This window comes from Pseudomonas sp. Leaf127, from assembly GCF_001423155.1.
Classification (GTDB): domain Bacteria; phylum Pseudomonadota; class Gammaproteobacteria; order Pseudomonadales; family Pseudomonadaceae; genus Aquipseudomonas; species Aquipseudomonas ovata.
Window position 1 is genome coordinate 376180 of record NZ_LMOA01000022.1, and the last position, 25243, is coordinate 401422.

Annotated in this window: 28 protein-coding genes; 10 read left to right on the forward strand and 18 right to left on the reverse strand. The window is 64.4% G+C overall.

The window, feature by feature from the left end; translation table 11 throughout:
* Positions 1–132: 132 nt before the first annotated feature.
* The 6 genes from ASF84_RS19560 to ASF84_RS19585 all read right to left on the reverse strand — a co-directional run bounded on the left by ASF84_RS19560 (position 133) and on the right by ASF84_RS19585 (position 5923).
* Entirely contained in the window at positions 133–447 is a 315-nt protein-coding gene (locus tag ASF84_RS19560) for an AzlD domain-containing protein (RefSeq protein ID WP_056840497.1), read from the reverse strand.
* Positions 444–1160 (reverse strand): AzlC family ABC transporter permease, encoded by a 717-nt coding sequence (locus tag ASF84_RS19565; protein ID WP_056840498.1) that lies wholly within the window; start codon positions 1158–1160, stop codon positions 444–446. The genes ASF84_RS19560 and ASF84_RS19565 overlap by 4 nt, the downstream gene beginning before the upstream one ends.
* Before the next feature lie 180 nt (positions 1161–1340).
* On the reverse strand, positions 1341–2381 hold the full coding sequence (locus ASF84_RS19570) for a hydrolase (protein ID WP_056840499.1): 1041 nt from the start codon (positions 2379–2381) through the stop codon (positions 1341–1343).
* Positions 2382–2508: 127 nt separating this feature from the next.
* The gene (gene rsmD, locus ASF84_RS19575) at positions 2509–3093 is read right to left on the reverse strand and encodes a 16S rRNA (guanine(966)-N(2))-methyltransferase RsmD (RefSeq protein WP_056840500.1); all 585 of its coding nucleotides are present in this window, start codon (positions 3091–3093) and stop codon (positions 2509–2511) included.
* A complete protein-coding gene (locus tag ASF84_RS19580) occupies positions 3093–4574 on the reverse strand; it encodes a M16 family metallopeptidase (protein WP_056840501.1) in 1482 nt (493 codons plus the stop codon). The genes rsmD and ASF84_RS19580 overlap by 1 nt, the downstream gene beginning before the upstream one ends.
* The gene (locus ASF84_RS19585) at positions 4571–5923 is read right to left on the reverse strand and encodes a M16 family metallopeptidase (protein WP_056840502.1); all 1353 of its coding nucleotides are present in this window, start codon (positions 5921–5923) and stop codon (positions 4571–4573) included. Before ASF84_RS19585 ends, ASF84_RS19580 begins: the two co-directional genes overlap by 4 nt.
* Positions 5924–6222: 299 nt before the next feature.
* On the opposite strand from ASF84_RS19585, the gene ftsY reads away from it, so the two are divergent.
* The 4 genes from ftsY to rpoH all read left to right on the forward strand — a co-directional run bounded on the left by ftsY (position 6223) and on the right by rpoH (position 10579).
* Positions 6223–7902: a signal recognition particle-docking protein FtsY gene (gene ftsY, locus ASF84_RS19590; protein ID WP_056840503.1), complete on the forward strand. Its 1680-nt coding sequence runs from the start codon at positions 6223–6225 to the stop codon at positions 7900–7902.
* Entirely contained in the window at positions 7899–8570 is a 672-nt protein-coding gene (gene ftsE / locus ASF84_RS19595) for a cell division ATP-binding protein FtsE (protein WP_056840504.1), read from the forward strand. The genes ftsY and ftsE overlap by 4 nt, the downstream gene beginning before the upstream one ends.
* Positions 8567–9595: a permease-like cell division protein FtsX gene (ftsX, locus tag ASF84_RS19600; protein ID WP_056840505.1), complete on the forward strand. Its 1029-nt coding sequence runs from the start codon at positions 8567–8569 to the stop codon at positions 9593–9595. Before ftsE ends, ftsX begins: the two co-directional genes overlap by 4 nt.
* A 129-nt stretch (positions 9596–9724) precedes the next feature.
* Positions 9725–10579, forward strand: coding sequence for an RNA polymerase sigma factor RpoH (gene rpoH / locus ASF84_RS19605; protein WP_056840506.1), 855 nt, complete (start codon positions 9725–9727; stop codon positions 10577–10579).
* A 126-nt stretch (positions 10580–10705) separates the two neighbouring features.
* Here rpoH and mtgA read toward each other — a convergent pair whose 3' ends face one another.
* The gene (gene mtgA / locus ASF84_RS19610) at positions 10706–11401 is read right to left on the reverse strand and encodes a monofunctional biosynthetic peptidoglycan transglycosylase (protein ID WP_056840507.1); all 696 of its coding nucleotides are present in this window, start codon (positions 11399–11401) and stop codon (positions 10706–10708) included.
* 71 nt (positions 11402–11472) lie between these two features.
* Here mtgA and ASF84_RS19615 point away from each other — a divergent pair, with 71 nt between their 5' ends.
* The 4 genes from ASF84_RS19615 (at position 11473) to trmB (ending at position 13742) form a co-directional block, all read left to right on the forward strand.
* On the forward strand, positions 11473–11853 hold the full coding sequence (locus ASF84_RS19615; RefSeq protein WP_056840508.1) for a DUF423 domain-containing protein: 381 nt from the start codon (positions 11473–11475) through the stop codon (positions 11851–11853).
* A 103-nt stretch (positions 11854–11956) separates the two neighbouring features.
* Positions 11957–12157, forward strand: a complete 201-nt coding sequence (gene thiS / locus ASF84_RS19620) for a sulfur carrier protein ThiS (protein ID WP_056840509.1) — start codon at positions 11957–11959, stop codon at positions 12155–12157.
* A 48-nt stretch (positions 12158–12205) separates the two neighbouring features.
* Entirely contained in the window at positions 12206–13000 is a 795-nt protein-coding gene (locus ASF84_RS19625) for a thiazole synthase (RefSeq protein WP_056840510.1), read from the forward strand.
* A gap of 94 nt (positions 13001–13094) precedes the next feature.
* Entirely contained in the window at positions 13095–13742 is a 648-nt protein-coding gene (gene trmB / locus ASF84_RS19630; RefSeq protein WP_236709458.1) for a tRNA (guanosine(46)-N7)-methyltransferase TrmB, read from the forward strand.
* Between the two features lie 180 nt (positions 13743–13922).
* On the opposite strand, the gene ASF84_RS19635 is transcribed toward trmB, so the two are convergent.
* The 8 genes from ASF84_RS19635 to ASF84_RS19670 form a co-directional block, all read right to left on the reverse strand.
* Complete coding sequence (locus ASF84_RS19635; RefSeq protein WP_056840512.1) at positions 13923–14246, reverse strand: DUF3392 domain-containing protein; 324 nt, start codon at positions 14244–14246, stop codon at positions 13923–13925.
* 9 nt (positions 14247–14255) lie between these two features.
* On the reverse strand, positions 14256–15410 hold the full coding sequence (gene hemW, locus ASF84_RS19640) for a radical SAM family heme chaperone HemW (RefSeq protein ID WP_236709459.1): 1155 nt from the start codon (positions 15408–15410) through the stop codon (positions 14256–14258).
* Positions 15411–15466: 56 nt separating this feature from the next.
* A complete protein-coding gene (gene rdgB, locus ASF84_RS19645) occupies positions 15467–16060 on the reverse strand; it encodes an RdgB/HAM1 family non-canonical purine NTP pyrophosphatase (RefSeq protein WP_056840514.1) in 594 nt (197 codons plus the stop codon).
* Between the two features lie 36 nt (positions 16061–16096).
* On the reverse strand, positions 16097–16717 hold the full coding sequence (gene metW, locus ASF84_RS19650; RefSeq protein ID WP_056840815.1) for a methionine biosynthesis protein MetW: 621 nt from the start codon (positions 16715–16717) through the stop codon (positions 16097–16099).
* 7 nt (positions 16718–16724) lie between these two features.
* On the reverse strand, positions 16725–17864 hold the full coding sequence (metX, locus tag ASF84_RS19655; protein ID WP_056840515.1) for a homoserine O-succinyltransferase MetX: 1140 nt from the start codon (positions 17862–17864) through the stop codon (positions 16725–16727).
* A 210-nt stretch (positions 17865–18074) separates the two neighbouring features.
* Positions 18075–18689: a YggT family protein gene (locus ASF84_RS19660; RefSeq protein ID WP_056840516.1), complete on the reverse strand. Its 615-nt coding sequence runs from the start codon at positions 18687–18689 to the stop codon at positions 18075–18077.
* A 23-nt stretch (positions 18690–18712) separates the two neighbouring features.
* Entirely contained in the window at positions 18713–19534 is an 822-nt protein-coding gene (proC, locus tag ASF84_RS19665; RefSeq protein ID WP_056840517.1) for a pyrroline-5-carboxylate reductase, read from the reverse strand.
* Between the two features lie 23 nt (positions 19535–19557).
* Complete coding sequence (locus ASF84_RS19670; protein WP_056840518.1) at positions 19558–20244, reverse strand: YggS family pyridoxal phosphate-dependent enzyme; 687 nt, start codon at positions 20242–20244, stop codon at positions 19558–19560.
* 55 nt (positions 20245–20299) lie between these two features.
* On the opposite strand from ASF84_RS19670, the gene ASF84_RS19675 reads away from it, so the two are divergent.
* Positions 20300–21334: a type IV pilus twitching motility protein PilT gene (locus ASF84_RS19675; protein ID WP_056840519.1), complete on the forward strand. Its 1035-nt coding sequence runs from the start codon at positions 20300–20302 to the stop codon at positions 21332–21334.
* Between the two features lie 260 nt (positions 21335–21594).
* On the opposite strand, the gene ASF84_RS19680 is transcribed toward ASF84_RS19675, so the two are convergent.
* Positions 21595–22266, reverse strand: a complete 672-nt coding sequence (locus ASF84_RS19680) for a C40 family peptidase (protein ID WP_056840520.1) — start codon at positions 22264–22266, stop codon at positions 21595–21597.
* A 248-nt stretch (positions 22267–22514) separates the two neighbouring features.
* Between ASF84_RS19680 and ASF84_RS19685 the strand changes: the two genes are divergently transcribed.
* Positions 22515–22922 (forward strand): NINE protein, encoded by a 408-nt coding sequence (locus ASF84_RS19685; RefSeq protein WP_056840521.1) that lies wholly within the window; start codon positions 22515–22517, stop codon positions 22920–22922.
* Positions 22923–22964: 42 nt separating this feature from the next.
* On the opposite strand, the gene ASF84_RS19690 is transcribed toward ASF84_RS19685, so the two are convergent.
* Both ASF84_RS19690 and ASF84_RS19695 read right to left on the reverse strand, forming a co-directional pair.
* Positions 22965–24236, reverse strand: coding sequence for a dihydroorotase (locus tag ASF84_RS19690; protein WP_056840522.1), 1272 nt, complete (start codon positions 24234–24236; stop codon positions 22965–22967).
* A complete protein-coding gene (locus ASF84_RS19695) occupies positions 24233–25237 on the reverse strand; it encodes an aspartate carbamoyltransferase catalytic subunit (protein ID WP_056840523.1) in 1005 nt (334 codons plus the stop codon). The genes ASF84_RS19690 and ASF84_RS19695 overlap by 4 nt, the downstream gene beginning before the upstream one ends.
* Between the last annotated feature and the right edge of the window lie 6 nt (positions 25238–25243).

Consider the following 25243-nt stretch of genomic DNA (forward strand, 5'->3'; position numbering starts at 1 on the left):
TTGCCTTAGGGCCTGTTTTGCCGCGAGACTGCGTTACTCGCCACTCATCTGGAATGACCAGACTTCGCGGCGCCTGCCTTGCCTGGCGGCAAAACGGGCGCCGGCGCGGCCGTGATGAAACGGCAACAGACCCTAAAGCACCCAGCGCAACACGAAGAATACGGCCAGCCCGCCACCGATGGTCGCCAGCAGGTTGCGGGTCAGGGCGGCGATGCCGATGCAGGCGATGCCTGCCAGCAGGTAGGGGTTGTTTAGCGACACCTGCCAGTGCTGGCCGTCCGGCAGCAACATGCCCGGCACCACAATGGCGGTCAGCACGGCCGTGGGCACGTAATGCAGCGCCTGGCGCACCAGCGGCGGGAAGCTCAGGTTCGGCCAGGCGAACAGGCTGTAGCGCAACGCAAAGGTCATGGCGGCCATGGCCGCCACCAGCCACCAGAAACTCATGATTGCACCTCGCCGATGGTGGTGACCGGACGTCGGCGCTCAAGCACGACACCGGCGACGATGCCACTGAAGGCGGCGGCCATCAGCCCCAGCTTGTAGGGCAGGTCATAAGTCAGCAAGGCCACGGCAGCGGCCACCAGCGCGGCAGCGATCTGCGGCCGGTTGCGCAGCATCGGCACGACAATGCCGATAAAGGTCGCCAGCATGGCAAACTCCAGCCCCCAGCTAGCCATGTCCGGCACGGCCTGACCGAACAGCACGCCGACCAGCGAGCTGCCGACCCAACAGGCGTACAGCGCGGTGGCGACGCCCAGCCAGTACCAGTGTGCCTGCGGCGTGCGGCCATGCACCCGGTAGAAGCGCTGCACCACGGCAAAGGTTTCGTCGGTCAGCCAGAACGCCAGCAGCAGACGCCAGCGTTGCGGCAGGGCACTGACGTGCGGTTGCAGGGTCGCGCTGTACAGCACATGCCGCAGGTTGACGATCAGCGTGGTCAGTAGAATCACCGCAGCGCTGGCCCCGGAGCCCAGCAGGCTGATCACGATAAATTGCGCAGACCCTGCATACACCAGCGCCGACATGCCCACCGCCTGCAGCAGCGAGAGCCCACCTACGCCGGCCAGGGTGCCGAAAATGATGCCGAACGGGGCGATGCCGACCTGCATCGGCACACTGTCGCGAAGACCGCGATAAAAAAGATGACTGCGTGACATGCGAAGACCACTCCTTTGGTCGCGCATCTTAATACTTTTTGTCGCTGTGGGAGGCAGGCTGTGGGTGGGAGTTGCCCATACCGGCCCCTCCACACGTTTAGCGTTCGGCATAACCCTGTAGGACCGGCTTCAGCCGGGAATGGCGCTCATCTGCTGCGTCTGTACGGCTCGGCATCAGGCTTACAACGCGTGCGGATACGGGTTGTCGCGCTCGTGGGCAATGCCCAGCCACAGCGGGATACGCCGTTCCAGGTAATAGCCGGGATGGCGCAGCGAGCCTTCGACAAAGCCCACATGCCCGCCCCGGGCCTGCAGCTCGAATTCGATGCACGATGACAACTCCGCTGGTTCGGGCAGGCTGTGGGCGAACACGAACGGATCGTCCAGGGCCTGGATCATCAGCGTCGGGGTGCGGATCCGGCCCAGGAAGTAGCGGCTTGAGGCGCGCTTGTAGTAATCGTGGGCATCGGTAAAGCCATGCAGCGGGGCGGTGACCCGGCCGTCGAAGTCCCAGAAGGTGCGCATGTTTTCCAGCGAGCCCAGCGCCGCCAGTTCGGCCAGGCCTTCGCTGAGGCCTTCGTGCTGGAAGCGCCGCTGCTTGTCACGGATATACCCGAGCATTTCGCGCATGAAGTGGCGTTGATAAATGCGCGAAAAGCCCTGGCCGATACGGTTGGCGCATTCATCCAGGCGAAACGGCACCGACACCGCGACCGCGCCGAGCAAATGGCTGTGTTCACCGGACTCGCCCAAGTACTTGAGCAGTACATTGCCGCCCAGCGAATAGCCCACGGCATACAAGGGCGCCAGTGGGCGCAGGGCACGCAAGTGGGCGATGACGGCGGCCAGGTCTTCGCTGGCGCCGGAGTGATAACTGCGCGAACGCAGGTTGGGCTCGCCCGAGCAGCCGCGCCAGTTGAGCGCCACGCTGGCCCAGCCCTGCGCCATCATGGCCCGTTGCAGGCCCACGACATACGGCGAGTTGGCCGAACCGGTCAGCCCGTGCAGCACCAGCACCAGCGGGGTATCAGGCTGGTGCGGGCCGTGCCAGTCGAGGTCGAGAAAGTCGCCATCGTCCAGCCACAGGCGCTCGCGGGTGCGCTCGATGGGCAGGCCACGGCGCAATAACGGGCCCCACAGGGTTTGCAGGTGCGGATTGCCCAGCCCGGTCGCCGGAACGAAAGGGCTGACATGAAGGGGATGGAAGGAGGGCAAGGGCATGGCGTCGATCGTCGTGAGTGCAGTGTCGGTCGGTTCCCTACGTTGCCATCAAGCGCGGGCCGATGTAAGTGACGATTGGCTCAACGGCAATGGAACACGGCCGGCAGTGCCGGCCGTGCAACAGGTATCAGCCCCTTTGCCAGAGCCCGTAATACACCTGGCCGGCCTTTTTCTCGCGGTGCAGGCGCCAGTTGCCCGGCAGGCCGGTGGTGGAAGGCGGGGTTTCGCTTTCGGTGTAGATCCACGCACGTTCCGCCAGCCAGCCCCGGGTTTCGAGCAGGGCGCAGGCGTTGCTCAGCAGGCCCTGATGGAACGGCGGGTCGAGGAACACCACGTCGAAAGCCTCTGCCGGGGCGGTTTCCAGGTGGCGCAGGGCATCGCTGTGCAGCACCTGGCCATTCTCGCATTTGAGCAGCTCAAGGTTCTGGCGCAGGCTGGCGATGGCGGCCGGGTTGTTGTCCAGCGCCAGGCCCGACTGTGCCCCGCGTGACAACGCCTCGAAATACAGGGCGCCGCTGCCGGTGAAGACATCCAGCACCCGCGCGCCGACGATGGACGGCGCCAGCCAGTTGAACAGGGTCTCGCGCACCCGGTCAGGGGTCGGGCGCAGGCCCGGGGCGTCGGGGAAGCTCAGCCGCCGGCTGCCCCACTCGCCGCCGATGATGCGCAACTGGCCCTGGCCGTTATGCGTTTTGGGACGTGGATTGGCCATTAATGCTCCGGAACGCCCGCAGGCGGTGTGGCAGGTTTGTCAGTAGGTGGCGGCAAGGGTTTCTGCGCCACGGTCGGGCCGACGGTGACGATCACCATCTTGTCGGCCGCCAGGTGTTTGTTCATCGCCGCCTTGACCTGCTCGACCGTCACGGCCTGGGCCTGGGTCATGTAGTCCTCGAGGAAGGTCAGCGGCAGGTCGTAGAAGCCGATGGCGCCCAGTTGCGCCACGATCGAAGCATTGCTGGCCGTCGACAGCGGGAAGCTGCCCGACAGTTCGCGTTTCACATCATCGATTTCCTTCTGGGTCGGACCGTCGGCAAGAAACTTGCCGACTTCATCCTGAACCAGCTTGAGGGTGTTTTCGCTCAGTTCGGCACGGGTCTGCAAGCCGATGGTAAACGGCCCTGGCACACGCATGCCGGTAAAACCGGAGGATACACCATAGGTCAGGCCACGTTTTTCCCGCACTTCGGTCATCAAGCGGCTGCCGAAGCCACCACCGCCGAGCACCGAGTTGCCGACGCTCAGCGCGGCGTAGTCCGGGTCGTTACGGCTGATGCCCAGCTGCGCCAGCATCAGGTGGGTCTGGTTTGAGGGGAATTCGATGTGCGTGACGCCGGCCTTGGGTTCGACCGGTTCCGGCATTTTTGCCAGGGCCGGGCCCTTGGGCAGCGCACTGGACACCTGGGCGGCAATGGCCTGGGCTTCGTCACGCGACAGGTCGCCGACCAGGGCAATGACTGCGTTGCCGGCCGCATAGGCCTTGGCATGAAACGCCTTGAGCTGTGCCTGGGTCATGGCGCCGACACTCTTGGCATTGCCATCGCTGGGGTGTGCATAAGGATGATCGCCATACAGCTTGGCATACAGCGCGTTGCTGGCGATCACGCCAGGGTTCTGCTTCTGGTACTCAAAACTGGCCAGTAGCTGGTTCTTGATGCGTGCCAGCGAGTCGGCCGGAAAGGTCGGCTTGCCCACCACGTCGCTGAACAGCTTCAGGGCCGACTCGCGCTTGTCCTTGTCGCTCAGGCTGCGCAGCGACACCATGGCCATGTCGCGGTACGAGCCGTTGCCAAAATCGGCGCCCAGGCCTTCGAAGCCCTGGGCGATGGCGCTGACGTCCTTGCCCTTGACGCCCTCGTTGAGCATGGCGTTGGTGACCAGTGCCAGCCCCGGGGTGTTCTGGTCCTGGCTGCTGCCGGCGGCGAAGATCAACCGCAGGTCGAACATCGGCAGCTCACGCGACTCGACGAACAGCACCTTGGCGCCTTCGGCAGTGTTCCAGGTCTGGATGTTCAGGTCGCGACGGGCCGGCGCCTTGCTGTCCAGTTCCTTGAGTGACTGCAGGTTCTGGCCCAGCGGGGCATCGGTGCGCGGCGCATCGCTGCCGGCGGCATTGTTGGCCTGCACGGGCAGGGCGATGACAGCGGCCAGCAACAGGCCGGTCAGCGTAGAGCGGTAGGGTGTGCGCATGATCATTGAGCCTTCTTCTCGGGCAGCACGTGCGCAACGCTGAGGCGCTCACGAGTGAAATAGGTCTTGGCGGCGTTCTGGATGTCGGCCGGGGTCACGCTTTGCAGGGCGGCGAGTTCTTCGTCGATCAGCTTCCAGGACAGGCCGACGGTTTCCAGCTGGCCGATGGTGGTGGCCTGGCTGGTGATCGAGTCGCGCTCGTAGACCAGGCCGGCAATGACCTGGGCCCGTACGCGCTCCAGTTCTTCGGCCGACGGGGCCTTGGTTTTCAGCTCGTCGAGCAGGCGCCAGATACCGGCCTCGGTGTCGGCCAGGGTTTTCTTCTTCTGCACGTTGGGCGTGGCACTGATCATGAACAGGCTGTCGCCACGGGTAAAGGCGTCGTAATTGGAGCCGGCACCCGACACCAGTTCTTCGCCACGTTCCAGGCGGCTGGGGATGCGGGCGCTGTAGCCGCCGTCAAGCAGGGCGGCGATCAGGCGCAGCGCCTGCACCGAGCGCGGGTCTTCGGCGGTGGCCAGGCTCGGCACGTTGAAGGCATACATCAGGCTGGGCAACTGGGTCTGCACATGCAGGGTAATGCGCCGCTCGCCGGGTTCGGCCAGCTCCAGCGGTTTTTTCGACGGTGGCAGGTCGCGGCGCGCGATCGAGCCGAAGAAACGCTCGGCCAGCGCCTTGACCTCGTCGGCCTTGACGTCACCGACCACCACCAGGGTGGCGTTGTTGGGGGCGTACCACGATGCGTACCAGTGGCGCAGGTCCTCGACCGTCATGCGGTTGAGGTCGGCCATCCAGCCGATGGTCGGGGTGTGATAGCCGCTGGCCGGGTAGGCCATGGCCTTGAAGCGCTCGAAGGCCTTGCTGACCGGCTTGTCGTCGGTGCGCAGGCGGCGCTCTTCCTTGATGACCTCGATTTCGCGGCTGAACTCGTCGGCCGGCAGCTTCAGGGTCGCCATGCGGTCGGCTTCCAGCTCCAGCGCCACGCTCAGGCGGTCGCGGGCCAGCACCTGGTAATAGGCGGTGTAGTCGTCGCTGGTGAAGGCGTTCTCTTCGGCGCCCAGGTCGCGCAGGATCAGCGAGGACTCGCCAGGCCCGGTCTTGCTGCTGCCCTTGAACATCATGTGCTCCAGCGCGTGCGACAGGCCGGTCTGGCCGGGTGTCTCGTAGCTGGAGCCGACCTTGTACCAGACCTGGGAAACCACCACCGGCGCGCGATGATCTTCACGCACGATAACCTTCAGGCCATTGTCGAGGGTGAATTCGTGGGTCGGTTGCGGGTCGGCTGCCAGGGCAGACAGCGGCAGGCAGAGGGTGCTGAGCAACAGGCCTGCGGCACGGCGGGCTAAAGCATTCATGGCTATTGGAACCTGTAAGACGACCTGCTTGGACTTAGCGTCGGCAGGCACGGGGGTGGTAGGATACTGATCCGTTTGCGCGGCGAACAACCCTCACGGCCTGCCGGCGCGTGAAACTTGTTTTAGGGTGTGTGTGCAAAAGACCGGCCGACGGTTTTACAGACCACCCTTTGCGCGGTTGAAATGTGCCGCGCCAGAACCGCCGAATGAACAAGCAGCCCAGAACGCAGTCTGTTTGGCATGTCAGCATTTTCCGAAAGGCCTGTTGGCGTTTCGCTACTTTGAGATAGCCGTCCTCCATGTTTGGTTCCAACGACGACAAGAAGACCCCAGCTGCGGCTGGCGAAAAGAAAGGCCTGTTCGGGTGGTTTCGTAAAAAGGCCCCGGAGCCGGTCCAGCCGCCCGAGCCTGCCCCCGAGGCCCAGCCTCCCGTCCAGCCCGAAGAGCCGTCTGCTGGCGTAGCCAATGAGCCGCCCGTCGTGACGCCGGCCGAGCCGTTGGTGCCGACGACCCCGACGCCGGTTGCCGAAGCGCCTGTCGTCCAGCCGCCTGTAGCGCCCGCGTCGCCGATCATTCCTGTAGCGCCGGTCGTTGCGCCGCCGGTCGTGCAGCCGCCGGTGGCCGACGTGCCGCCCGTGCCGGCGCCAGTGGCCCCGGCAGCGCCTGCAAGCGTGGCGCCCGAGCCGGTTACACCGCCTGTCGCCCCGCTCTCGGCCCCTGCGCCGGCCCCCGCCGAGGCGCCGACCCCGTCGTGGCTGACCCGGCCGGTGGCCGACGAGTCGGTGGCACGGGTCAACGAGCTGGTACCGCTGGCGGCTCCCGCGCCTGCACCCGCAGCGCCCGTCGAAGCGGCACCGGTCATCACCCCGGAGCCGGTCATCCTGGCGCCTGTGACCGAGCCTGCACCGGTCGCACCAACCCTTGTCATCGCGCCTGTTGCGCAGATGCCTGTTGCCCAGCCTCCTGTCGTCGAGCCGCTTGCTGCCCCTGCGGTCGTGGACCTGGTGGTCGAAACCCTGCCAGTGCCTGCGGCACCTGCCGAGCCCAAGGTCGGCTTCTTTGCCCGTCTCAAACAAGGCCTGTCCAAGACCAGCGCCAGCATCGGCGAAGGCATGGCCTCGCTGTTCCTGGGCCGAAAGGCCATCGACGATGACCTGCTTGAAGAAATCGAAACCCGCCTGCTGACCGCCGATGTCGGCGTCGAGGCTACGTCGGTGATCATCCAGAACCTGACGCAGAAGGTCGCGCGCAAGCAGCTGACCGATGCCGAGGCCCTGTACAAGTCGCTGCAGGCCGAGCTGGCCGCCATGCTCAAGCCGGTCGAGCAACCGCTGGTGATCAAGGCCGAACACAAGCCGTTCGTGATCCTGGTCGTGGGTGTCAACGGCGCCGGCAAGACCACCACCATCGGCAAGCTGGCCAAGAAGCTGCAGCTCGAAGGCAAGAAAGTCATGCTGGCCGCCGGCGACACCTTCCGTGCCGCCGCCGTAGAGCAGTTGCAGGTCTGGGGCGAGCGCAACCAGATCCCGGTGATCGCCCAGCACACCGGTGCCGACTCGGCCTCGGTGATCTTCGATGCGGTGCAGGCCGCCAAGGCGCGTGGCGTCGATGTGCTGATCGCCGACACCGCCGGTCGCCTGCACACCAAAGACAACCTGATGGAAGAACTCAAGAAGGTGCGCCGGGTCATCGGCAAGCTCGACGCCGAGGCGCCGCACGAGGTGCTGCTGGTGCTGGACGCCGGCACCGGGCAGAACGCGATCAACCAGGCCAAGCAGTTCAACCAGACCGTGACCCTTACAGGCCTGGCGCTGACCAAGCTCGACGGCACGGCCAAGGGCGGTGTCATCTTCGCGCTGGCCAAGCAGTTCGGCCTGCCGATTCGCTACATCGGCGTGGGCGAAGGCATCGACGACCTGCGCACCTTCGAGGCCGAACCTTTTGTTCAGGCCCTGTTTGCGGAACGGGAGCGCCCATGATTCGATTCGAGCAGGTCGGCAAGCGTTATCCGAACGGTCACGTCGGGTTGCATGAGCTGAGCTTTCGAGTGCGTCGTGGCGAGTTCCTGTTTGTCACCGGCCACTCCGGTGCCGGCAAAAGTACCCTGTTGCGCCTGTTGCTGGCCATGGAGCGCCCGACCTCGGGCAAGCTCTTGCTGGCCGGCCAGGACCTGGGGCAGATCAGCACGGCACAGATTCCTTTCCTGCGCCGGCAGATCGGCGTGGTGTTCCAAAATCACCAGTTATTGTTCGACCGTACCGTCTTCAACAACGTCGCGCTGCCGTTGCAGATCCTGGGCCTGTCCAAGCCCGAGATCCTCAAGCGCGTCGATTCGGCGCTTGAGCGCGTCGCGCTGTCCGACAAGGCGGCACTGTACCCGGGCGACCTGTCCACCGGCCAGCAGCAGCGGGTCGGCATCGCCCGGGCCATCGTCCACCGTCCGGCCCTGTTGCTGGCCGATGAACCGACCGGCAACCTCGACCCCCGGCTGGCAGCGGAAATCATGGGTGTATTCGAAGACATCAACCGGCTGGGCACCAGTGTGCTGATCGCCAGCCACGACCTGGCCCTGATCGCCCGGATGCGCCATCGCATGCTGACCCTGCAGCGGGGCCGTCTGATCGGTGACGGGGAGGCTGGCGTATGAGCAGCCCGCGCAGTAACGCAAAAGTCTCTGATCGGGTGGCGCCCCGTCCGGCCGACCCCGATCCGAAGAAAAAACGCGGCGCGCATGACGATGACGGCCCGGACTTCAGCACCTTGCTGGCGGCCTGGATCGAAAGCCATCGCAGCAGCCTGGTCGACAGCCTGCGCCGGCTGGGCAAGCAACCGATCGGCAGTTTCTTCACCTGCCTGGTCATGGCCATTGCCTTGAGCCTGCCCATGGGGCTGTCGCTGTTGTTGAGCAACATCGAACGCCTGGGCGGTTCCTGGCAGCGTGCGGCGCAGATTTCCGTGTACCTGCAGATGGATGCCGGACAAGCCGAAGGCGGTCGGCTGCGCGAGCAGATCAAGGCCATGCCGGACGTGGCCGAAGCCGAGTACGTCAGCAGCGACCAGGCGCTCAAGGAGTTCCAGAAGGACTCAGGCCTGGGCGAGGCGCTCAAGGCCTTGCCGAACAACCCGCTGCCGGGCGTGGTGGTGGTGACACCGCAGGAGGTCGACAAACCGGCGCTCGAAGCCTTGCGCGCCCGGCTGGCCGAGTTGCCCAAGGTGCAACAGGCGCAACTCGACCTGGTGTGGGTCGAGCGCCTGGCGGCGATTCTCAAGCTGGGTGACCGCTTCGTCTTCGGCCTGACGGTCCTGCTGGTGGCGGCGCTGTTGCTGGTAATCGGCAATACCATTCGTCTGCACATCGAGAACCGTCGTGTCGAAATCGAGGTCATCAAGTTGGTAGGCGGTACAGACAGCTATGTGCGCAGGCCGTTTCTTTATATGGGCGCACTGTACGGCATCGGTGCCGGCGTGTTGTCGTGGGGTGTGCTGGCGTTTGGCCTGGACTGGCTGAACGACGCCGTGATCGGTCTGGCCGGACTCTATGGCAGCAACTTCGCCTTGACCGGTGTTCCGATGGGCGATGGCTTGTCACTCTTGCTTGGAGCGGTACTGTTAGGGTATATCGGTGCTTGGATTGCGGTCGCCCGCCACCTGAGCGAGCTGGCCCCCCGGTAAATCCGGGCTGTTTCATTCGTTTATGCAGGACCAATTGACTTATTCAGCTGAGGGAACTTGTCTAGCGGTTCCCGGTCAATTTCGCAGTGCTGAGCTGCACCCGCTACATCTGTTGGAGGTTTCTTTCGTATGACCACTTCTTTGCAACCTGCCTATGCATTGGTTCCAGGTGCCAACCTGGAAGCTTACGTGCATGCGGTCAACAGCATTCCGATGCTGACGCCCGAGCAGGAGCGTGAACTGGCAGACAGTCTCTACTACGAGCAGAACCTTGAGTCTGCGCGCCAGATGGTCCTTGCCCATCTGCGCTTCGTGGTGCATATCGCCCGCAGCTACTCCGGTTATGGCTTGGCCCAGGCTGACCTGATCCAGGAAGGTAACGTTGGTCTGATGAAGGCCGTCAAGCGCTTCAACCCTGAAATGGGCGTGCGCCTGGTGTCGTTTGCCGTGCACTGGATCAAGGCCGAGATTCACGAATTCATCCTGCGCAACTGGCGCATCGTCAAGGTCGCCACGACCAAGGCCCAGCGCAAGCTGTTCTTCAACCTGCGCAGCCAGAAAAAGCGTCTGGCCTGGCTGAACAACGAGGAAGTCCACCGCGTGGCGGAAAGCCTCGGGGTCGAGCCGCGTGAAGTGCGCGAGATGGAAAGCCGCTTGACCGGCCAGGACATGGCCTTCGACCCGGCCAGTGAAGCCGACGACGACAGCGCCTTCCAGTCGCCGGCCAACTACCTCGAAGATCATCGCTACGACCCGGCGCGCCAGCTCGAGGATTCCGACTGGACCGACAACTCCACCGCCAACCTGCACCAGGCGCTGGACGTGCTGGACGACCGCAGCCGCGACATCCTCTATCAGCGCTGGCTGGCCGAGGAAAAGGCGACCCTGCATGAGCTGGCCGAGAAGTACAACGTCTCTGCCGAGCGCATCCGCCAGCTGGAAAAGAACGCGATGAACAAGCTCAAGACCTCCATCGCCGCCTGATCCACGCCGTGATGCAAAACGCCCCGACTTGTCGGGGCGTTTTTGTCCGTGCCTGGTAACCGTACGACGATCCTGCAGGACCGGCTTCAACCGGGAAGGGTGAAGCCATCGCGGCTGAAGCCGCTCCTACCGGATCGCCTGCAGGTAATCGTCGCCGCCCAATTGGCGCATCTGCTGGCGGATCCAGCCGGCGCGGCGTGCCACATAACTGCTGGGACGGCTGGCGCTCCACCGGCGCGGGTTGGGCAGCACGGCAGCCAGGTAGCTGGCCTGCTGGGTCGACAGGTTCGCGGCTGAAGTGTGGAAATGATGACGGGCGGCCGCTTCTGCGCCGAATACGCCGTCGTCCCATTCCACGCTGTTGAGGTACACCTCAAGAATGCGCTCCTTGGACCACAGCAGCTCGATCAGCGCGGTAAACCAGGCTTCCAGCCCCTTGCGCAGGTAGCTGCGCCCCGACCACAGGAACAGGTTCTTGGCCACCTGCTGGCTCAGGGTGCTGGCGCCACGCAGCGAGCCGCCGCGTTCGTTATGCGCAATAGCCGCCTGGATAGCGCCGATATCGAAGCCCCAGTGCTCGGCAAAGTGCTGGTCTTCACCGGCCACCACAGCCACCTTGAGCGGCGCGGCGATCTGCTCCCAGGGTTGCCAGTCGCGTTGCAGGTCGATGGGCTGGCCATCGAACCACGACTCGATCTTGCGCTCGACCATCAGCGCGGTGCCCGGTGGCGGGATCCAGCGCAGCAGCAGAACAACAATGAAGCTGCCGGCGGCGAACCACAGCATGGCCTGGATGACACGACGGAAAAGAATACGCAGCATTAGACATCGCTTGGCCGAACCCGTTGAGCGGGCCATTATACAGACCGTGCGCAAATGCCCAGGAGTTCTTGATGCTTCGCAGCTTTTTAATGTTGGCCGCCTTTTTCGGTTTCACCGGCGTGGGCCTGGGCGCGTTTGCCGCCCATGGTCTGAAAGGGCGCCTGAGCCCCGAATACCTGGCGGTGTTCCAGACCGGTGTGCTCTATCAACTGATCCATGCCCTGGCACTGTTCGGGGTGGCCCTGCTGGCCGCGCACATGCCCGGGCGGCTGGTCACCTGGGCCGGTTTCGCCTTTGTCGCCGGTATCGTGCTGTTCTCCGGCAGCCTGTACCTGCTGACCCTGACCGGCATGAGCAAGCTGGGCATCGTTACCCCCTTTGGCGGCCTGTGCTTTCTGTTTGGCTGGTCGATCCTGGGCGTGATGGCCTGGCGGCTGGGCAGCGGCACCTGACCTGCCGGCCACGGCCGGGACGAATGGTGCGCTGCGGGGTTGGTCAGGCCGGCCCGGCGGGCTAGAATGCGGGCCCCCTTAACCATGATGGCTGCTGCTGCGCATGCACATTCAGTTGAACGGCGAACCCTTTGAGTTGCCCGACGGCGCGACCGTCACCGCCTTGCTGGCCCGCCTGGACCTGGTCGGGCGCCGCGTCGCGGTCGAATTGAACCTGGACATCGTTCCGCGAAGCCAGCATGAAACCACCTCCCTGCGCGAAGGCGACCAGGTCGAGGTGGTGCATGCCATTGGCGGTGGTTAGGTTTCGCGGTTACCGATGACCCCTTCTGCACGCTAAAGAGGATCCACGATGAGCAACGCCCGCAGCGACAAGCCCTTCGTTCTGGCCGGCCGGACCTTCGAGTCGCGCCTGCTGGTCGGCACCGGCAAGTATGTCGACATGGAACAAACCCGCCTGGCCATCGAGGCCTCGGGTGCCGAGATCGTCACGGTGGCCGTGCGCCGCACCAACCTGGGCCAGAACCCGGGCGAACCGAACCTGCTCGACGTCCTGCCGCCGGACCGCTACACCATCCTGCCCAACACCGCCGGCTGCTTCGACGCCCCGGAGGCGGTGCGCACCTGCCGCCTGGCACGTGAACTGCTCGACGGTCGCAACCTGGTCAAGCTTGAAGTACTGGCCGACCAGAAGACCCTGTTCCCTAATGTCATCGAGACCCTCAAGGCCGCCGAAGTGCTGGTCAAGGACGGCTTCGACGTCATGGTCTACACCAGTGACGACCCGATCGTTGCCCGCCAGCTGGCCGAGATCGGCTGTATCGCCATCATGCCGCTGGCCGGCCTGATCGGCAGCGGCCTGGGCATCTGCAACCCGTACAACCTGCAGATCATCCTGGAAGAAACCAAGGTGCCGGTGCTGGTCGATGCCGGTGTCGGCACGGCCTCGGACGCCACGATTGCCATGGAGCTGGGCTGTGAAGCGGTGCTGATGAACTCGGCCATCGCCCACGCCCGGCATCCGGTGCTCATGGCCGAAGCCATGAAACACGCGGTCATCGCCGGCCGCCTGGCCTACCTGGCTGGTCGCATGCCCCGTAAACTCTATGCCAGCGCATCTTCGCCGCTGGATGGCCTGATCAAGTAAGAGCCTGTTGATGACTGATTCGCACGTTTCACCCGAGTTGCCCGAAGCGCCAGAAGGCCAGGAACGCCCGCACCGTCGCATCAAGAGTTTCGTGATGCGTGCCGGGCGCATGACCGAAGGCCAGCAGCGCGGCCTGGATCAGGGCTTGCCGCTGTTCGGCCTGCAACTGACCGACACGCCGGTGGATTTCGACCAGGTGTTTGGCCGTTCGGCGCCGCGCACCCTGGAAATTGGCTTCGGCATGGGCCACTCGCTGCTGGAAATGGCCGCCGCCGCGCCCGGGCACGACTTCATCGGTGTCGAGGTGCATTCGCCGGGTGTGGGTGCGCTGCTCAATGGTGCCCTGACCCAGGGCCTCAAGAACCTGCGGGTCTACGATTGCGACGCCATCGAAGTGCTCAACCGCTGCGTGGCCGACAACAGCCTGGATCGCCTGATGCTGTTCTTCCCGGACCCGTGGCACAAGAGCCGTCACCACAAGCGCCGCATTGTGCAGCCCGAGTTCGCCGAACTGGTGCGCAGCAAGCTCAAGCCGGGCGGCGTGTTCCACATGGCCACCGACTGGGAACCCTATGCCGAGTACATGCTGGAAGTGATGAACGTGGCGCCGGGGTATCGCAACCTGGCCGAGGACAACCAGTACGTGCCGCGCCCTGAAGAGCGCCCGATCACCAAGTTCGAACGCCGCGGCGAACGCCTGGGCCATGGCGTATGGGACCTGAAGTTCGAAAAAGTCGCCTGAATCCAACACCGGCCCGTGGTAGGAGCGCGCTTGCCGGAATGCCGGACCACCGCGACCGAGTGCGTAGCGCTCGCAAATTCTCGGAAACGCTGAAAATCTACGGTTAATACACTAGAAAAATCTACGAAACGCCACAATTTTACGACTGCTAACGCAGCCGGTCGCGGGCAGAGCGCGCTCCTACTTGCGATCGGCAATCACGCCGATCAGCACCAGCACCACCAGCAGCACCGGGGCCAGGCTGTAGTTGTTGAACTGGCTCAGGCCCTTGACCACCCAGGGCGTGGCGTAGATCAGCGCCAGGCCGCTGCCCACGGTGCAGGCCAGGGCCAGCAGCGGGATGCGCATCGCGCCCGACAGGCTGCCGGCGCGTTGCTCGACCCAGGCCTTGATGTCCGATCCGAACAACACCAGCAGGCACCCCACCAGCGCCAGGGCGATTTCCGACAGGTTGCTGCGGCTCCAGCGCGAGACCGCGTCCAGCAGATCGAGTACGACGTCCATGCAGGTTCCTTAGCTCAGAAAGTATTGCAACAGGTCGTTGAGGAACAACTGGCCCTGCGGCGTAGCGGCCAGGCGTTGCGGATCGGCGTGCAGCAAACCGCGCCTTATCGCCTGTTCGCGTCCCCCGGCCAGTGAATCCAGGCTTAGACCGGTTCTTTCACGAAATAATGCAGCGTCCACGCCATTTGTCAGGCGCAGGGCGTTCATCAGGAATTCAAAGGGCAGCTCGTCGGCCGTCAGCACCTTGGCTCCGGCCTGGAACGGCTTGGCCGGGTTCAGGTAATCCTTGGGCAGGCGTGTCTTCCAGGTGCGCTCGATGCGCCCGTCCGGATGGCTGAGCTTGCCGTGGGCGCCGGCACCGATGCCGATGAAATCGCCAAAGCCCCAGTAATTGAGGTTGTGCCGCGCCGCCTTGTCGGGCTGCGCATAGGCCGAGACTTCGTACTGGGCATAGCCGTGGTCGGCCAGCAGTTGCTGCCCGGCTTCCTGGATGTCCCAGAGAATGTCGTCTTCGGGCAGCACCGGCGGCTGGTTCCAGAACACCGTGTTCGGCTCCAGCGTCAACTGATACCAGGACAGGTGAGTGGGCGCCAGGGCGATGGCCTGGCGCAGGTCGCCCAACGCCTCGTCCTGGCTCTGGTCGGGCAGGCCGTGCATCAGGTCCAGGTTGAAGTTGTCGAAGCCGGCGGCGCGGGCCATGTCGGCGGCACGGATGGCTTCGTCACCGTTATGGATGCGGCCCAGCGCCTTGAGCTTGGCCTCCTGGAAGCTCTGGATGCCGATCGACAGGCGATTGATGCCCAGGCCGCGATAGGCGCTGAACTTGGCCTGCTCGAAGGTGCCGGGGTTGGCTTCCAGGGTGATCTCGATATCGGCCGCGAAGCGAATGCGCTGTTCCACGCCGGCCAGCAGGCGACCCAGGGCGTCGGCGCTGAACAGGCTGGGCGTGCCGCCGCCGAAGAAGATCGAGCGCAACTCGCGGCCATGCACATGGGGCAGGTCCTGGTCGAGGTCGGCCAGCAGGGCGTCGACGTAGTCCTGCTCGGGCAGCACGGCGCTGGCGGTGTGCGAATTGAAATCGCAATACGGGCATTTGCGCACGCACCACGGGATATGGATGTACAGCGACAGCGGCGGCAGGACAGGCAAGGCCGGCCGGGGCATCAGCGACGAAAACCCGTCGGCGCCGGCATACAGCGGCTGGACGATGGCGTCAGCGGTCATTGCAGGTCCAGGCGCTGGCGCAGCAGGGCCATGGCGCGGGCGCGGTGGCTGAGCTGGTTTTTCTCGGCGGGCGACAGCTCGGCACTGGAGCAATGGCGCTCAGGCACCCAGAACAGCGGGTCATAGCCAAAGCCGTGCTCGCCGCTGGCGGCATGCAGAATGCGCCCTTGCCACAGGCCTTCGCACAGGATCGGCAGCGGGTCGTCGGCATGCCGCACCAGCGCCAGCACGCAGACGAACTGCGCGGTGCGCCGCTCGTCCGGCACGCCCTTGAGGGCTTCGAGCAGTTTGGCGTTGTTGGCGGCATCGCCAAGGCCGTCGGCATAGCGCGCCGAGTAGATGCCCGGTGCACCGCCCAGGAAGTCCACGGCCAGCCCCGAATCATCGGCCAGCGCCGGCAGCCCGGAAATACGTGCCGCGTTGCGGGCCTTGAGAATGGCGTTCTCGACGAACGACAGGCCGGTTTCTTCAGGCTCCACCGTGCTGAACTCGCCGATCGAGCGCAACTGCACGCGGTCGCCGAGCATGGCCTGCAGTTCCTTGAGCTTGCCGCCGTTATGGCTGGCGAGTACCAATTGAGTGATGTTCATCTGTACGTCCGCAAAGTCTGTGGGGTGGGCTGCGCGTCAGACCGCGAGCTGGTGCTCGCTCAGGCCCGGGCTGCGCACCCGGTAGATGCCGATCTCACCCAACAGGTTAGGCCACAGCTTGCTGGCCCAGCCGTGCCGGTGCTGATTGTCGACCGCCATGCGGTCCAGCACCCGCGCCTCGCGCTCGCGGCACAGGGCTTCGAAGTCCTCGAAGGTGCAGAAGTGGATGTTCGGCGTGTTGTACCAGGTGTATGGCATGAAGTCCGAGACCGGCATGCGCCCCTTGCTGGCCAGGTACCAGCGGCAGCGCCAGTGGCCGAAGTTGGGGAAGGTGATGATGCATTGACGACCCACGCGCAGCATTTCGTCGAGGATGCGGTCGGGGTAATGCACCGCCTGCAACGCCTGGGTCATGACCACCACATCGAAGCTGTTGCTGGCGAAGTTGCCCAGCCCCTTGTCCAGGTCCTGCTCGATGACGTTGACGCCCTTGAGCACGCACTGGGCGATGTTGTCGGGGTCTTTCTCCAGCCCGTAGCCGGTGACCTGCTTGTGGTCGCGCAGCCAGGCCAGCAGTTCGCCGTCGCCGCAGCCCAGGTCGAGCACGCGGCTGCCGGCGGGAATCCACTCCTGGATGATCTCCAGATCGGCTCTCATGAGGTCCTCACAGCGCAATACGATTCATGTAGTTGCCGAAAGCCTGCACATAGCGCGGGTTCGGGATCAGGAAGGCGTCGTGGCCCTGGGGGGCTTCGATTTCCAGGTAACTGACATCCTTGCGCGCCGCCATCAGGGCGTCTACCAGCTCGCGCGAGCGCGCCGGCGAGAAGCGCCAGTCGGTGGTGAAGGACATCACGCAGAATTTCGCGCTGGCCGAGGCGAAGGTTTTCGCCAGGTCATCGTTGAAGGCCGCCGCCGGGTCGAAATAGTCCAGCGCCTTGGTCATCAACAGGTAGGTGTTGGCATCGAAGCGCCCGGAGAACTCTTCACCCTGGTAGCGCAGGTAGCTCTCGACCTGGAATTCCACGTTATGGAAGTCGTAGTTGAGCTTTTCGTTTTTCAGGCCACGGCCGAATTTCTCGCCCATCGAGTCATCGGACAGGTAGGTGATATGCCCGACCATGCGCGCCAGCATCAGGCCACGCTTGGGAATCACGCCACGGGCCTGGAAGGCGCCTTCGTGGAATTCCGGGTCGGTCAGGATGGCCTGGCGAGCCACCTCATTGAAGGCGATGTTCTGCGCCGACAGCTTGGGCGCCGAGGCGATGGCCAGGCAGTGACGCACCCTGTCGGGAAAGGTGATGGTCCATTGCAGCGCCTGCATGCCGCCCAGGCTGCCACCAACCACCGCCGCCCATTGCTCGATACCCAGCAAGTCGGCCAGCCGCGCCTGGCTGTGCACCCAGTCTTCGACGGTGACCACCGGGAAGTTGGCGCCATAGGGCTCGCCGGTCTGCGGGTCGATACTGCTGGGGCCGGTCGAGCCGTTGCAGCCACCCAGGTTATTGAGGCTGACGACGAAGAAACGGTGGGTGTCGATCGGCTTGCCGGGACCGATGCAACTGTCCCACCAGCCCGGCTTGCGCTCTTCGGTGCTGTGGTAGCCGGCCGCGTGGTGATGACCCGACAAGGCGTGGCAGATCAGCACGGCGTTGCTGCGCTGGGCATTCAACTGGCCGTAGGTTTCGTAGATCAGGTCATAGGCGGGCAGCGTGCGGCCACAGGCCAGCGCCAGAGGCTCGCTGAAATGCGCCAGCTGCGGCGTGACCAGACCAACACAATCGGGGGGAAAGACCGTGGGCATCGACCCTGCTCTCGCTTGAAAGAGGCGTAAGTCTAAAGACCCGAGGGGGCAGCGGCAACCAATCAACAGGACCGTGAGCCCTGACGACCATCCCGTAGGAGCGCGCTTGCCCGCGACCGGCTGCGTTAGCAGTCGTAAATTTTCAGCGTTTCATAGATTTTTGCGAGCGCTACGCACTCGGTCGCGGGCAAGCGCGCTCCTACCAAGCATTCAGATCAGCAGGCGCAGTACCGGCGGCATGGCGGACATCTTGATCAGCCAGACAATGACGGTCATTTCGATCAGCTTGATGGCCATGAAGGCGGCAATCGGCGACAGGTCCAGGCCACCCAGGTTGGGCAGGCGCTGGCGCAGCGGGGCCAGCAGCGGTTCGCAGATCTGGTTGACCAGTTGCGCGGCCGGGTTGTGGCTGGTCGGGGCGACCCACGACAGGATCACGCTGATAAGCAGGGCCCAGAAGAAAATGTTCAGCAACAGCACGGTGACGCCGATCAGGGCCCACACCAGCAGGTGCAGGACCATGGTCAGAGCGCTGATGCCGGGCGGAACGATGGTGCCGAACTCCAGCATCAGGATGGCGGCCATGATCAGCATCTGCACAATGATGCCCAGCACCAGCGAGGACATGTCCAGGCCGAACACACTGGGAATGATCCGGCGCATCGGGCGCAGCAGCGGCTGGGTGGCCTTGACGATGAACTGGCTCAGGGGGTTGTAGAAATCGGCCCGCACCAGTTGCAGCACGAAGCGCAGCATGACGATCAGCAGGTACAGGCTGCCGAGGGTGGTAACGATGAAACTTGCAGCGTTGGTCAACTCGCTCATTTATCTGCTCCAGTAGTCGAAAATTATTGGCCCAGTTGCTCGGCCAGTTCGGCCGAGCGCCTGGCGGCGGCGGTGAGGGCCGTCTCGACCAGCGATTCGAAGCCTCCGGCCTGGAAGGACTTGATGGCCGCTTCCGTGGTGCCGGCCGGCGAGGTCACGCGGCGGCGCAGTTCGGCGGCATCCACGTCGCTGCCGGTGCTCATCAGCGCGGCGCCCAGGGCGGTCTGTTCGGTAAGCTGGCGCGCCACGTGTTCAGGCAGGCCCAGCTTCACGCCGGCGGCGGTCATGGCTTCGATCAGCAAAAAGAAATACGCCGGCCCGCTGCCGGACACGGCGGTCACGGCATCAAGCTGGTGTTCCTGCTCAAGCCACAGGACGATGCCTACGGCCGACAGCAACTGCTCGGCCTGCTGGCGCTGGGTGCCGGTGACCTTGTCGGTGGCGTACAGGCCGCTGACGCCCTTGCGCAGCAGCGCCGGGGTGTTGGGCATGCAGCGCACCACCGGCTGTTGCTCGCCCAGCCACTGGTTGAGGCTGGCGCAGGTGATGCCGGCGGCCACCGAGACGATCAGTTGTTCGGGCTTGAGGCTGGGGCTCAGGGCCTGGCAGACGGTTTTCATCATCTGCGGCTTGACCGCCAGCAGGATCACGTCGGCGCCCTCGATGGCCACGGCGTTGTCGGCCACGACGGTGATGCCATGCTCGGCGCTGATGCGCGCCCGGGTGTCGGCGCCCGGGTCGCTGGCGCGGATGTTGGCGGCATCGACGCCCTGGGCGCGCAGGCCACCGATCAGGCTGGCGGCCATGTTGCCGGCGCCAATGAAGGCAATGCGAGTGGTGCTCATGAACAGGTTCCTTGAGTCAGAAATCAGGGTTGGCCGTAATTGCGGGCGCCAAACAGGGCCGTGCCGACGCGCACCCAGGTGGCGCCTTCAGCGATGGCGGCCTCCAGGTCGTGGCTCATGCCCATCGACAGAGTGTCCAGCGTCTGGGGCAGTTGGGTTTGCAGGGTCCTTACGCGGGCAAAGGCGGCGCGCTGGGCGGCCACGTCGTCCGTGGGCTCCGGGATCGCCATCAGGCCGCGCAGCTGCAGGCGTGGCAGTTGCGCAATGGCGGCGGCCAGCGCGGGCAGGTCTTGGGCATTGCAGCCCGATTTGCTGGCCTCGCCACTGACGTTGACCTGGATGCAGATGTTCAGCGGTCCCAAGTGTTCGGGACGTTGTTCGGACAGGCGTTGGGCGATTTTCAGGCGATCCACGGAATGTACCCAGTCGAAGTGCTCAGCGATGGCGCGGGTCTTGTTCGACTGAATGGGGCCGATGAAATGCCAGCACAAGGGCAGGTCGGATAATTGTTGCTGCTTGTCCTGGGCTTCCTGCAGGTAGTTTTCGCCAAAGTGGCGCAGGCCGGCGTCGAAGGCTTCGCGCAGGTCGGCGGCCGGCTTGGTCTTGCTGACCGCCAGCAGGCCGATGCTGGCCGGGTCGCGCTGTACGGCCCGGGCCGCGTCGCGGATTCGGTGTTCGAGCGTTGATATATTCGCTGCTATCGTGGACATTGATTCGTGCCAGCAGGTCTGAGGTCTGCGGCATTCTATGTGATTGAGGAGCTGTATGGATATTACCGAGCTGCTGGCCTTCAGTGCCAAACAAGGCGCTTCCGACTTGCACCTCTCTGCCGGGCTGCCGCCGATGATCCGCGTCGATGGCGATGTCAGGCGTATCAACCTGCCGGCTCTGGATGCCAAGCAGGTCAAGGCACTGATCTACGACATCATGAACGACAAGCAGCGCCAGGACTTCGAGGAGCGCCTGGAGACCGACTTTTCATTCGAGGTGCCGGGGGTGGCGCGCTTCCGGGTCAATGCGTTCAACCAGAATCGCGGCGCGGGTGCGGTCTTTCGTACCATCCCGTCGAAGATTTTGAGCATGGAAGACCTGGGGATGGGCGAAGTGTTTCGCCGCATTACCGATGTGCCGCGCGGGCTGGTCCTGGTCACCGGGCCTACCGGCTCGGGTAAATCGACAACCCTGGCGGCGATGGTCGACTACCTCAACAGCAATAAGCACCACCACATCCTCACCATCGAGGACCCGATCGAATTCGTCCACGAATCCAAGAAGTGCCTGGTCAACCAGCGCGAGGTGCACCGCGACACGCTGGGCTTTTCCGAGGCCCTGCGTTCAGCCTTGCGGGAAGACCCGGACGTGATCCTGGTCGGCGAGATGCGCGACCTGGAGACCATTCGCCTGGCACTGACCGCTGCCGAAACCGGGCATCTGGTGTTCGGCACGTTGCACACCACGTCGGCAGCCAAGACCATCGACCGGGTGGTCGACGTGTTTCCGGCCGCTGAAAAGTCCATGATCCGCTCGATGCTGTCCGAATCCCTGCATGCTGTGATCTCGCAGGTGCTGCTCAAGAAGGTCGGCGGGGGAAGGGTGGCGGCGCATGAAATCATGATGGGGACGCCGGCGATCCGTAACCTGATCCGCGAGGACAAGGTGGCGCAGATGTACTCGGCGATCCAGACCGGTGGGGCGATGGGCATGCAGACCCTGGACATGTGCCTGGCCGAGCTGCTCAAGCGCGGCCTGATCAACCGCGAAAGCGCCCGCGAAAAGGCCAAGCTGCCGGATAACTTCTAAACCCCGACGCCCAGACTGTCTTGTAGGAGCGCGCTTGCCGGAATGCCGGACCACCGCGACCGAGTGCGCAGCGCTCGCAAATTCTTGGAAACGCTGAAAGTCTGCAGCGAATAACTGAAAAATTTATGAAACGCTGAAAATTTACGACTGCTAACGCAGCCGGTCGCGGGCAAGCGCGCTCCTACAGGGCGGCATCGCGCGTTGGTACCGACAGCAGTCGCGCGTTGGTACAGCAGTAGTATCGGGCGCAGGCGCCTGACTCAGTTTCTGGCAATATTCAGCGCCGGCTTCTGCTTGGGCAGTACGCGCTTGGCAACCTTGTAGCTCTTGTTCCAGTAAGGTTTCTTCAACGTGTCGACGGTCACGGCCTTGCCGCGGCGGGGCGCGTGGACGAAGCGGTCGTTACCCAGGTAGATGGCCACGTGGTTGATGCGGCGGCTCTTGATGTTGAAAAACAGCAGGTCACCAGGTTTCAGGTCCTTGCGGTCCACGGCCTGGCCATGACCTTCGGCCATGTCACGCGAACTGCGCGGCAGGTCGACATTGGCCACGTCGGTGAAGGCGTACTTGACCAGGCCGCTGCAGTCGAGGCCCTTGCCGGGGGTGTTGCCGCCCCAGCGATAAGGAGTGCCAACCGCTTCCAGGGCGCGCTTGACGACGGCGCTGCCCTGTTTATTGGTGCCGGCCACAGCAGACGATACCGCGGATTTTCGGGCATTGTTGGCCGTCACCGGACTCTGGGCAGCGCTCGTCTTGCGCACATGCGGCACGCTGGCGGTTTCGCTGCGGGTGGTTTCGCGCGAGGCCGAGGCATTGCTTTTGGCGGTGTAGCCGGAGAAGCCGGCGGGCAGGTTTTGCTCACGATTGGTGGCGTGGGCGGCCAATGGCATAAGGAGACAAACAGTCAGCCATGTCTTGAAAAAAGGACGCATTCGGCAGGGCTCTTAAAGATCAGCGCGCAACTCTATAACAGCTTGCGTCCAAAGCCGACCCCACCCGACGACACGTTTACACGGCAATCGTTGCAATTATTGCGACGGATTGTCTTGTATTGTGTAGCAATCCCTTGTGTTACAAGGCCTTGCGGAATCGATAAAGGGCATTCGCCATACGTCGGATGACCGATAAAAAGTCACAAAATTTACACGAAAATTTTTCTATCAACGCAACGAGGCAGTTTATGAACAGCTATACCCCCAACACGCACAGCAAAGTCCTGGGTTACCTGCTGTGGATTTTCGGCTTCCTGGGTGCTCACCGTTTCTACTTCGGCAAGCCGGTGACCGGCACGATCTGGTTCTTCACCCTGGGCCTGTTCGGCATCGGCTGGCTGATCGACCTGTTCCTGATCCCATCGATGGACCGCGAGGCGGACCTGCGTTTCACCCCTGGCCCGACCGACTACAACCTGGCGTGGATTCTGCTGACGTTCCTGGGCATCTTCGGCGCCCACCGCCTGTACCAGGGCAAATGGGTCACCGCCATCATCTACTTTTTCACCGTCGGCCTGTTTGGCGTGGGCGTGCTGTATGACTTCTGGACGATGAACACCCAGATCTCGATCAAGAACGCCCAGCTGCAGCGCTGAACCGCAGCCGGGCAGAGCGCTGTTGACCTTGGGGAGCGCTGGTCAGGCGCTGTAGCTGATGCGCCCGTCCACCAGCGTGTAACGCACCGCCCCCGGCAGGCAATGGCCCAGGAACGGGCAGTTCTCGCCGCGGGACAGCCAGGCCTGGCCGGCCAGGGTGCTGGCGGTCGGGTCGAACAGCACCAGGTCGGCCGCCAGCCCTTGCTGCAATTGCCCGGCCGGCAGGCGCAGCGCCGCCGCCGGGCCTGCGCTCAGGCGATCAAGCAGGGTCGGCAGGTCGAGCAGGCCGTCCTCTACCAGCGTCATGGCCAGCGGCAGCAGCAACTCCACACTGCTGATGCCCGGCTCGGTCGCACCGAACGGCGCCAGCTTGGCGTCGCGCTCGTGTGGCTGGTGATGGCTGGAAATGGCCTGGATCACCCCGGCTTTCACGGCCTCGCGCAGACCGTCACGGTCGGCGCGGGTGCGCAGGGGCGGCTGCACATGGTAGAGGCTGGAAAAGTCGATCAGCGCCTCATCGGTGAGGATCAACTGGTACAGCGCCACGTCGGCGGTCACCGGCAGGCCGCGGGCCTGGGCGTCGGCGATCATGGCGGCGCCACGGGCGCTGGTCAGCTGGCTGAAGTGCGCGCGCACGCCGCTCTGTTCGACCAGCAGCAGGTCGCGGGCCAGGGCCACGGTCTCGGCGGTCTCCGGGATGCCGACCAGCCCCAGGAAACTGGCGGTCGGGCCTTCGTGGGCCAGGCCGCCGGCGGCCAGGTCATGGTCCTGCGAATTGAAAATCACCGTCAGGTCGAACGTGGCGGCGTATTCCAGCGCCCGGCACAGGGTGCGGGTGTTGGTGAAGGTCTTGAGGCCGTTGCCGAACGCTACGCAGCCGGCGTCACGCAGGGCTACCAGCTCGGCCAGTTGCTCGCCTTCCAGGCCCTTGCTCAGGGCACCGATCGGATAGACCTTGCTGAAGCCGGCCTCACGGGCGCGGTCCAGGATCAGTTCGGCTACCGCCGAGGTGTCCAGTACCGGCCGGGTGCGGGGCGGGCAGCACAGGCTGGTCACGCCGCCGGCGGTGGCGGCACGGGTCTCGCTGGCGATGCTGCCCTTGCGGCTGTAGCCGGGCTCGCGCAGCGAGACATTCAGGTCCACCAGGCCCGGTGCGGCCACCAGCCCGGTGGCGTCGATGCTGTGCGCAGGCTCGAAACCTGCGGGCGCTGCGCCCACGGCCAGGATCTTGCCGGCTTCGATGTGCAGGTCGGTGACCTGGTCCAGCCCGCTGCGCGGGTCGATGACGCGAGCGCCGAGAATGCTGAGCTTCACAGGGCGTTCTCCTGCTCGAATTGACGTTGTGCGGTCTGACCGCTCATGGCCATGGACAACACGGCCATGCGCACGGCGATGCCGTAGGTCACCTGGTTGAGAATCACCGAATGGGGGCCGTCGGCCACCGCCGATTCGATCTCCACCCCGCGGTTGATGGGGCCTGGGTGCATGACAATGGCATCCGGCTTTGCGCCCGCCAGACGGGCGGTGGTCAGGCCGAACAGGCGGTAGAACTCGCCTTCGCTGGGCAGCAGGCCGCCCTGCATGCGTTCGCGTTGCAGGCGCAGCATGATCACCACATCGACGTCCTTGAGGCCCTCGGCCAGGTCGGTGTAGACCTTCACGCCGTATTGCTCGATGCCCACCGGCATCAGGGTCTTGGGTCCGATCACGCGGATGTCCGGGCAGCCCAGCGCCTTGAGTGCCAGCATGTTCGAGCGTGCCACCCGCGAATGCAGGATATCGCCGACGATGGCCACCGACAGGTTCTCGAAGCCACCCTTGTGCCGGCGGATGGTCAGCATGTCGAGCATGCCCTGGGTCGGGTGCGCGTGCCGGCCGTCGCCGCCATTGATGATCGCCACCTCGGGGCACACGTGCTCGGCAATGAAGTGCGCGGCGCCGGAGTCGGCATGGCGCACCACGAACATGTCAGCAGCCATGGCTTCAAGGTTGCGCAGGGTGTCGAACAGGGTCTCGCCCTTGCTGGTCGAGGAGGTCGAGACGTTCAGGGTGATCACGTCGGCCGACAGCCGCTGTGCGGCCAGCTCGAAGGTGGTGCGGGTGCGCGTCGAGTTCTCGAAAAACACGTTGCAGACCGTCTTGCCACGCAGCAGCGGGACTTTTTTCACCGCGCGTGCGCCGACTTCCAGAAACGAGTCGGCGGTGTCGAGGATTTCTGTGAGCAGTTCGCGGGGCAGGCCGTCCAGGGACAGGAAATGGCGAAGCTGGCCCTGGTGATTGAGCTGCAGCGGTCGCTTGGCGTCGAGAGGCGTCATCGCAAT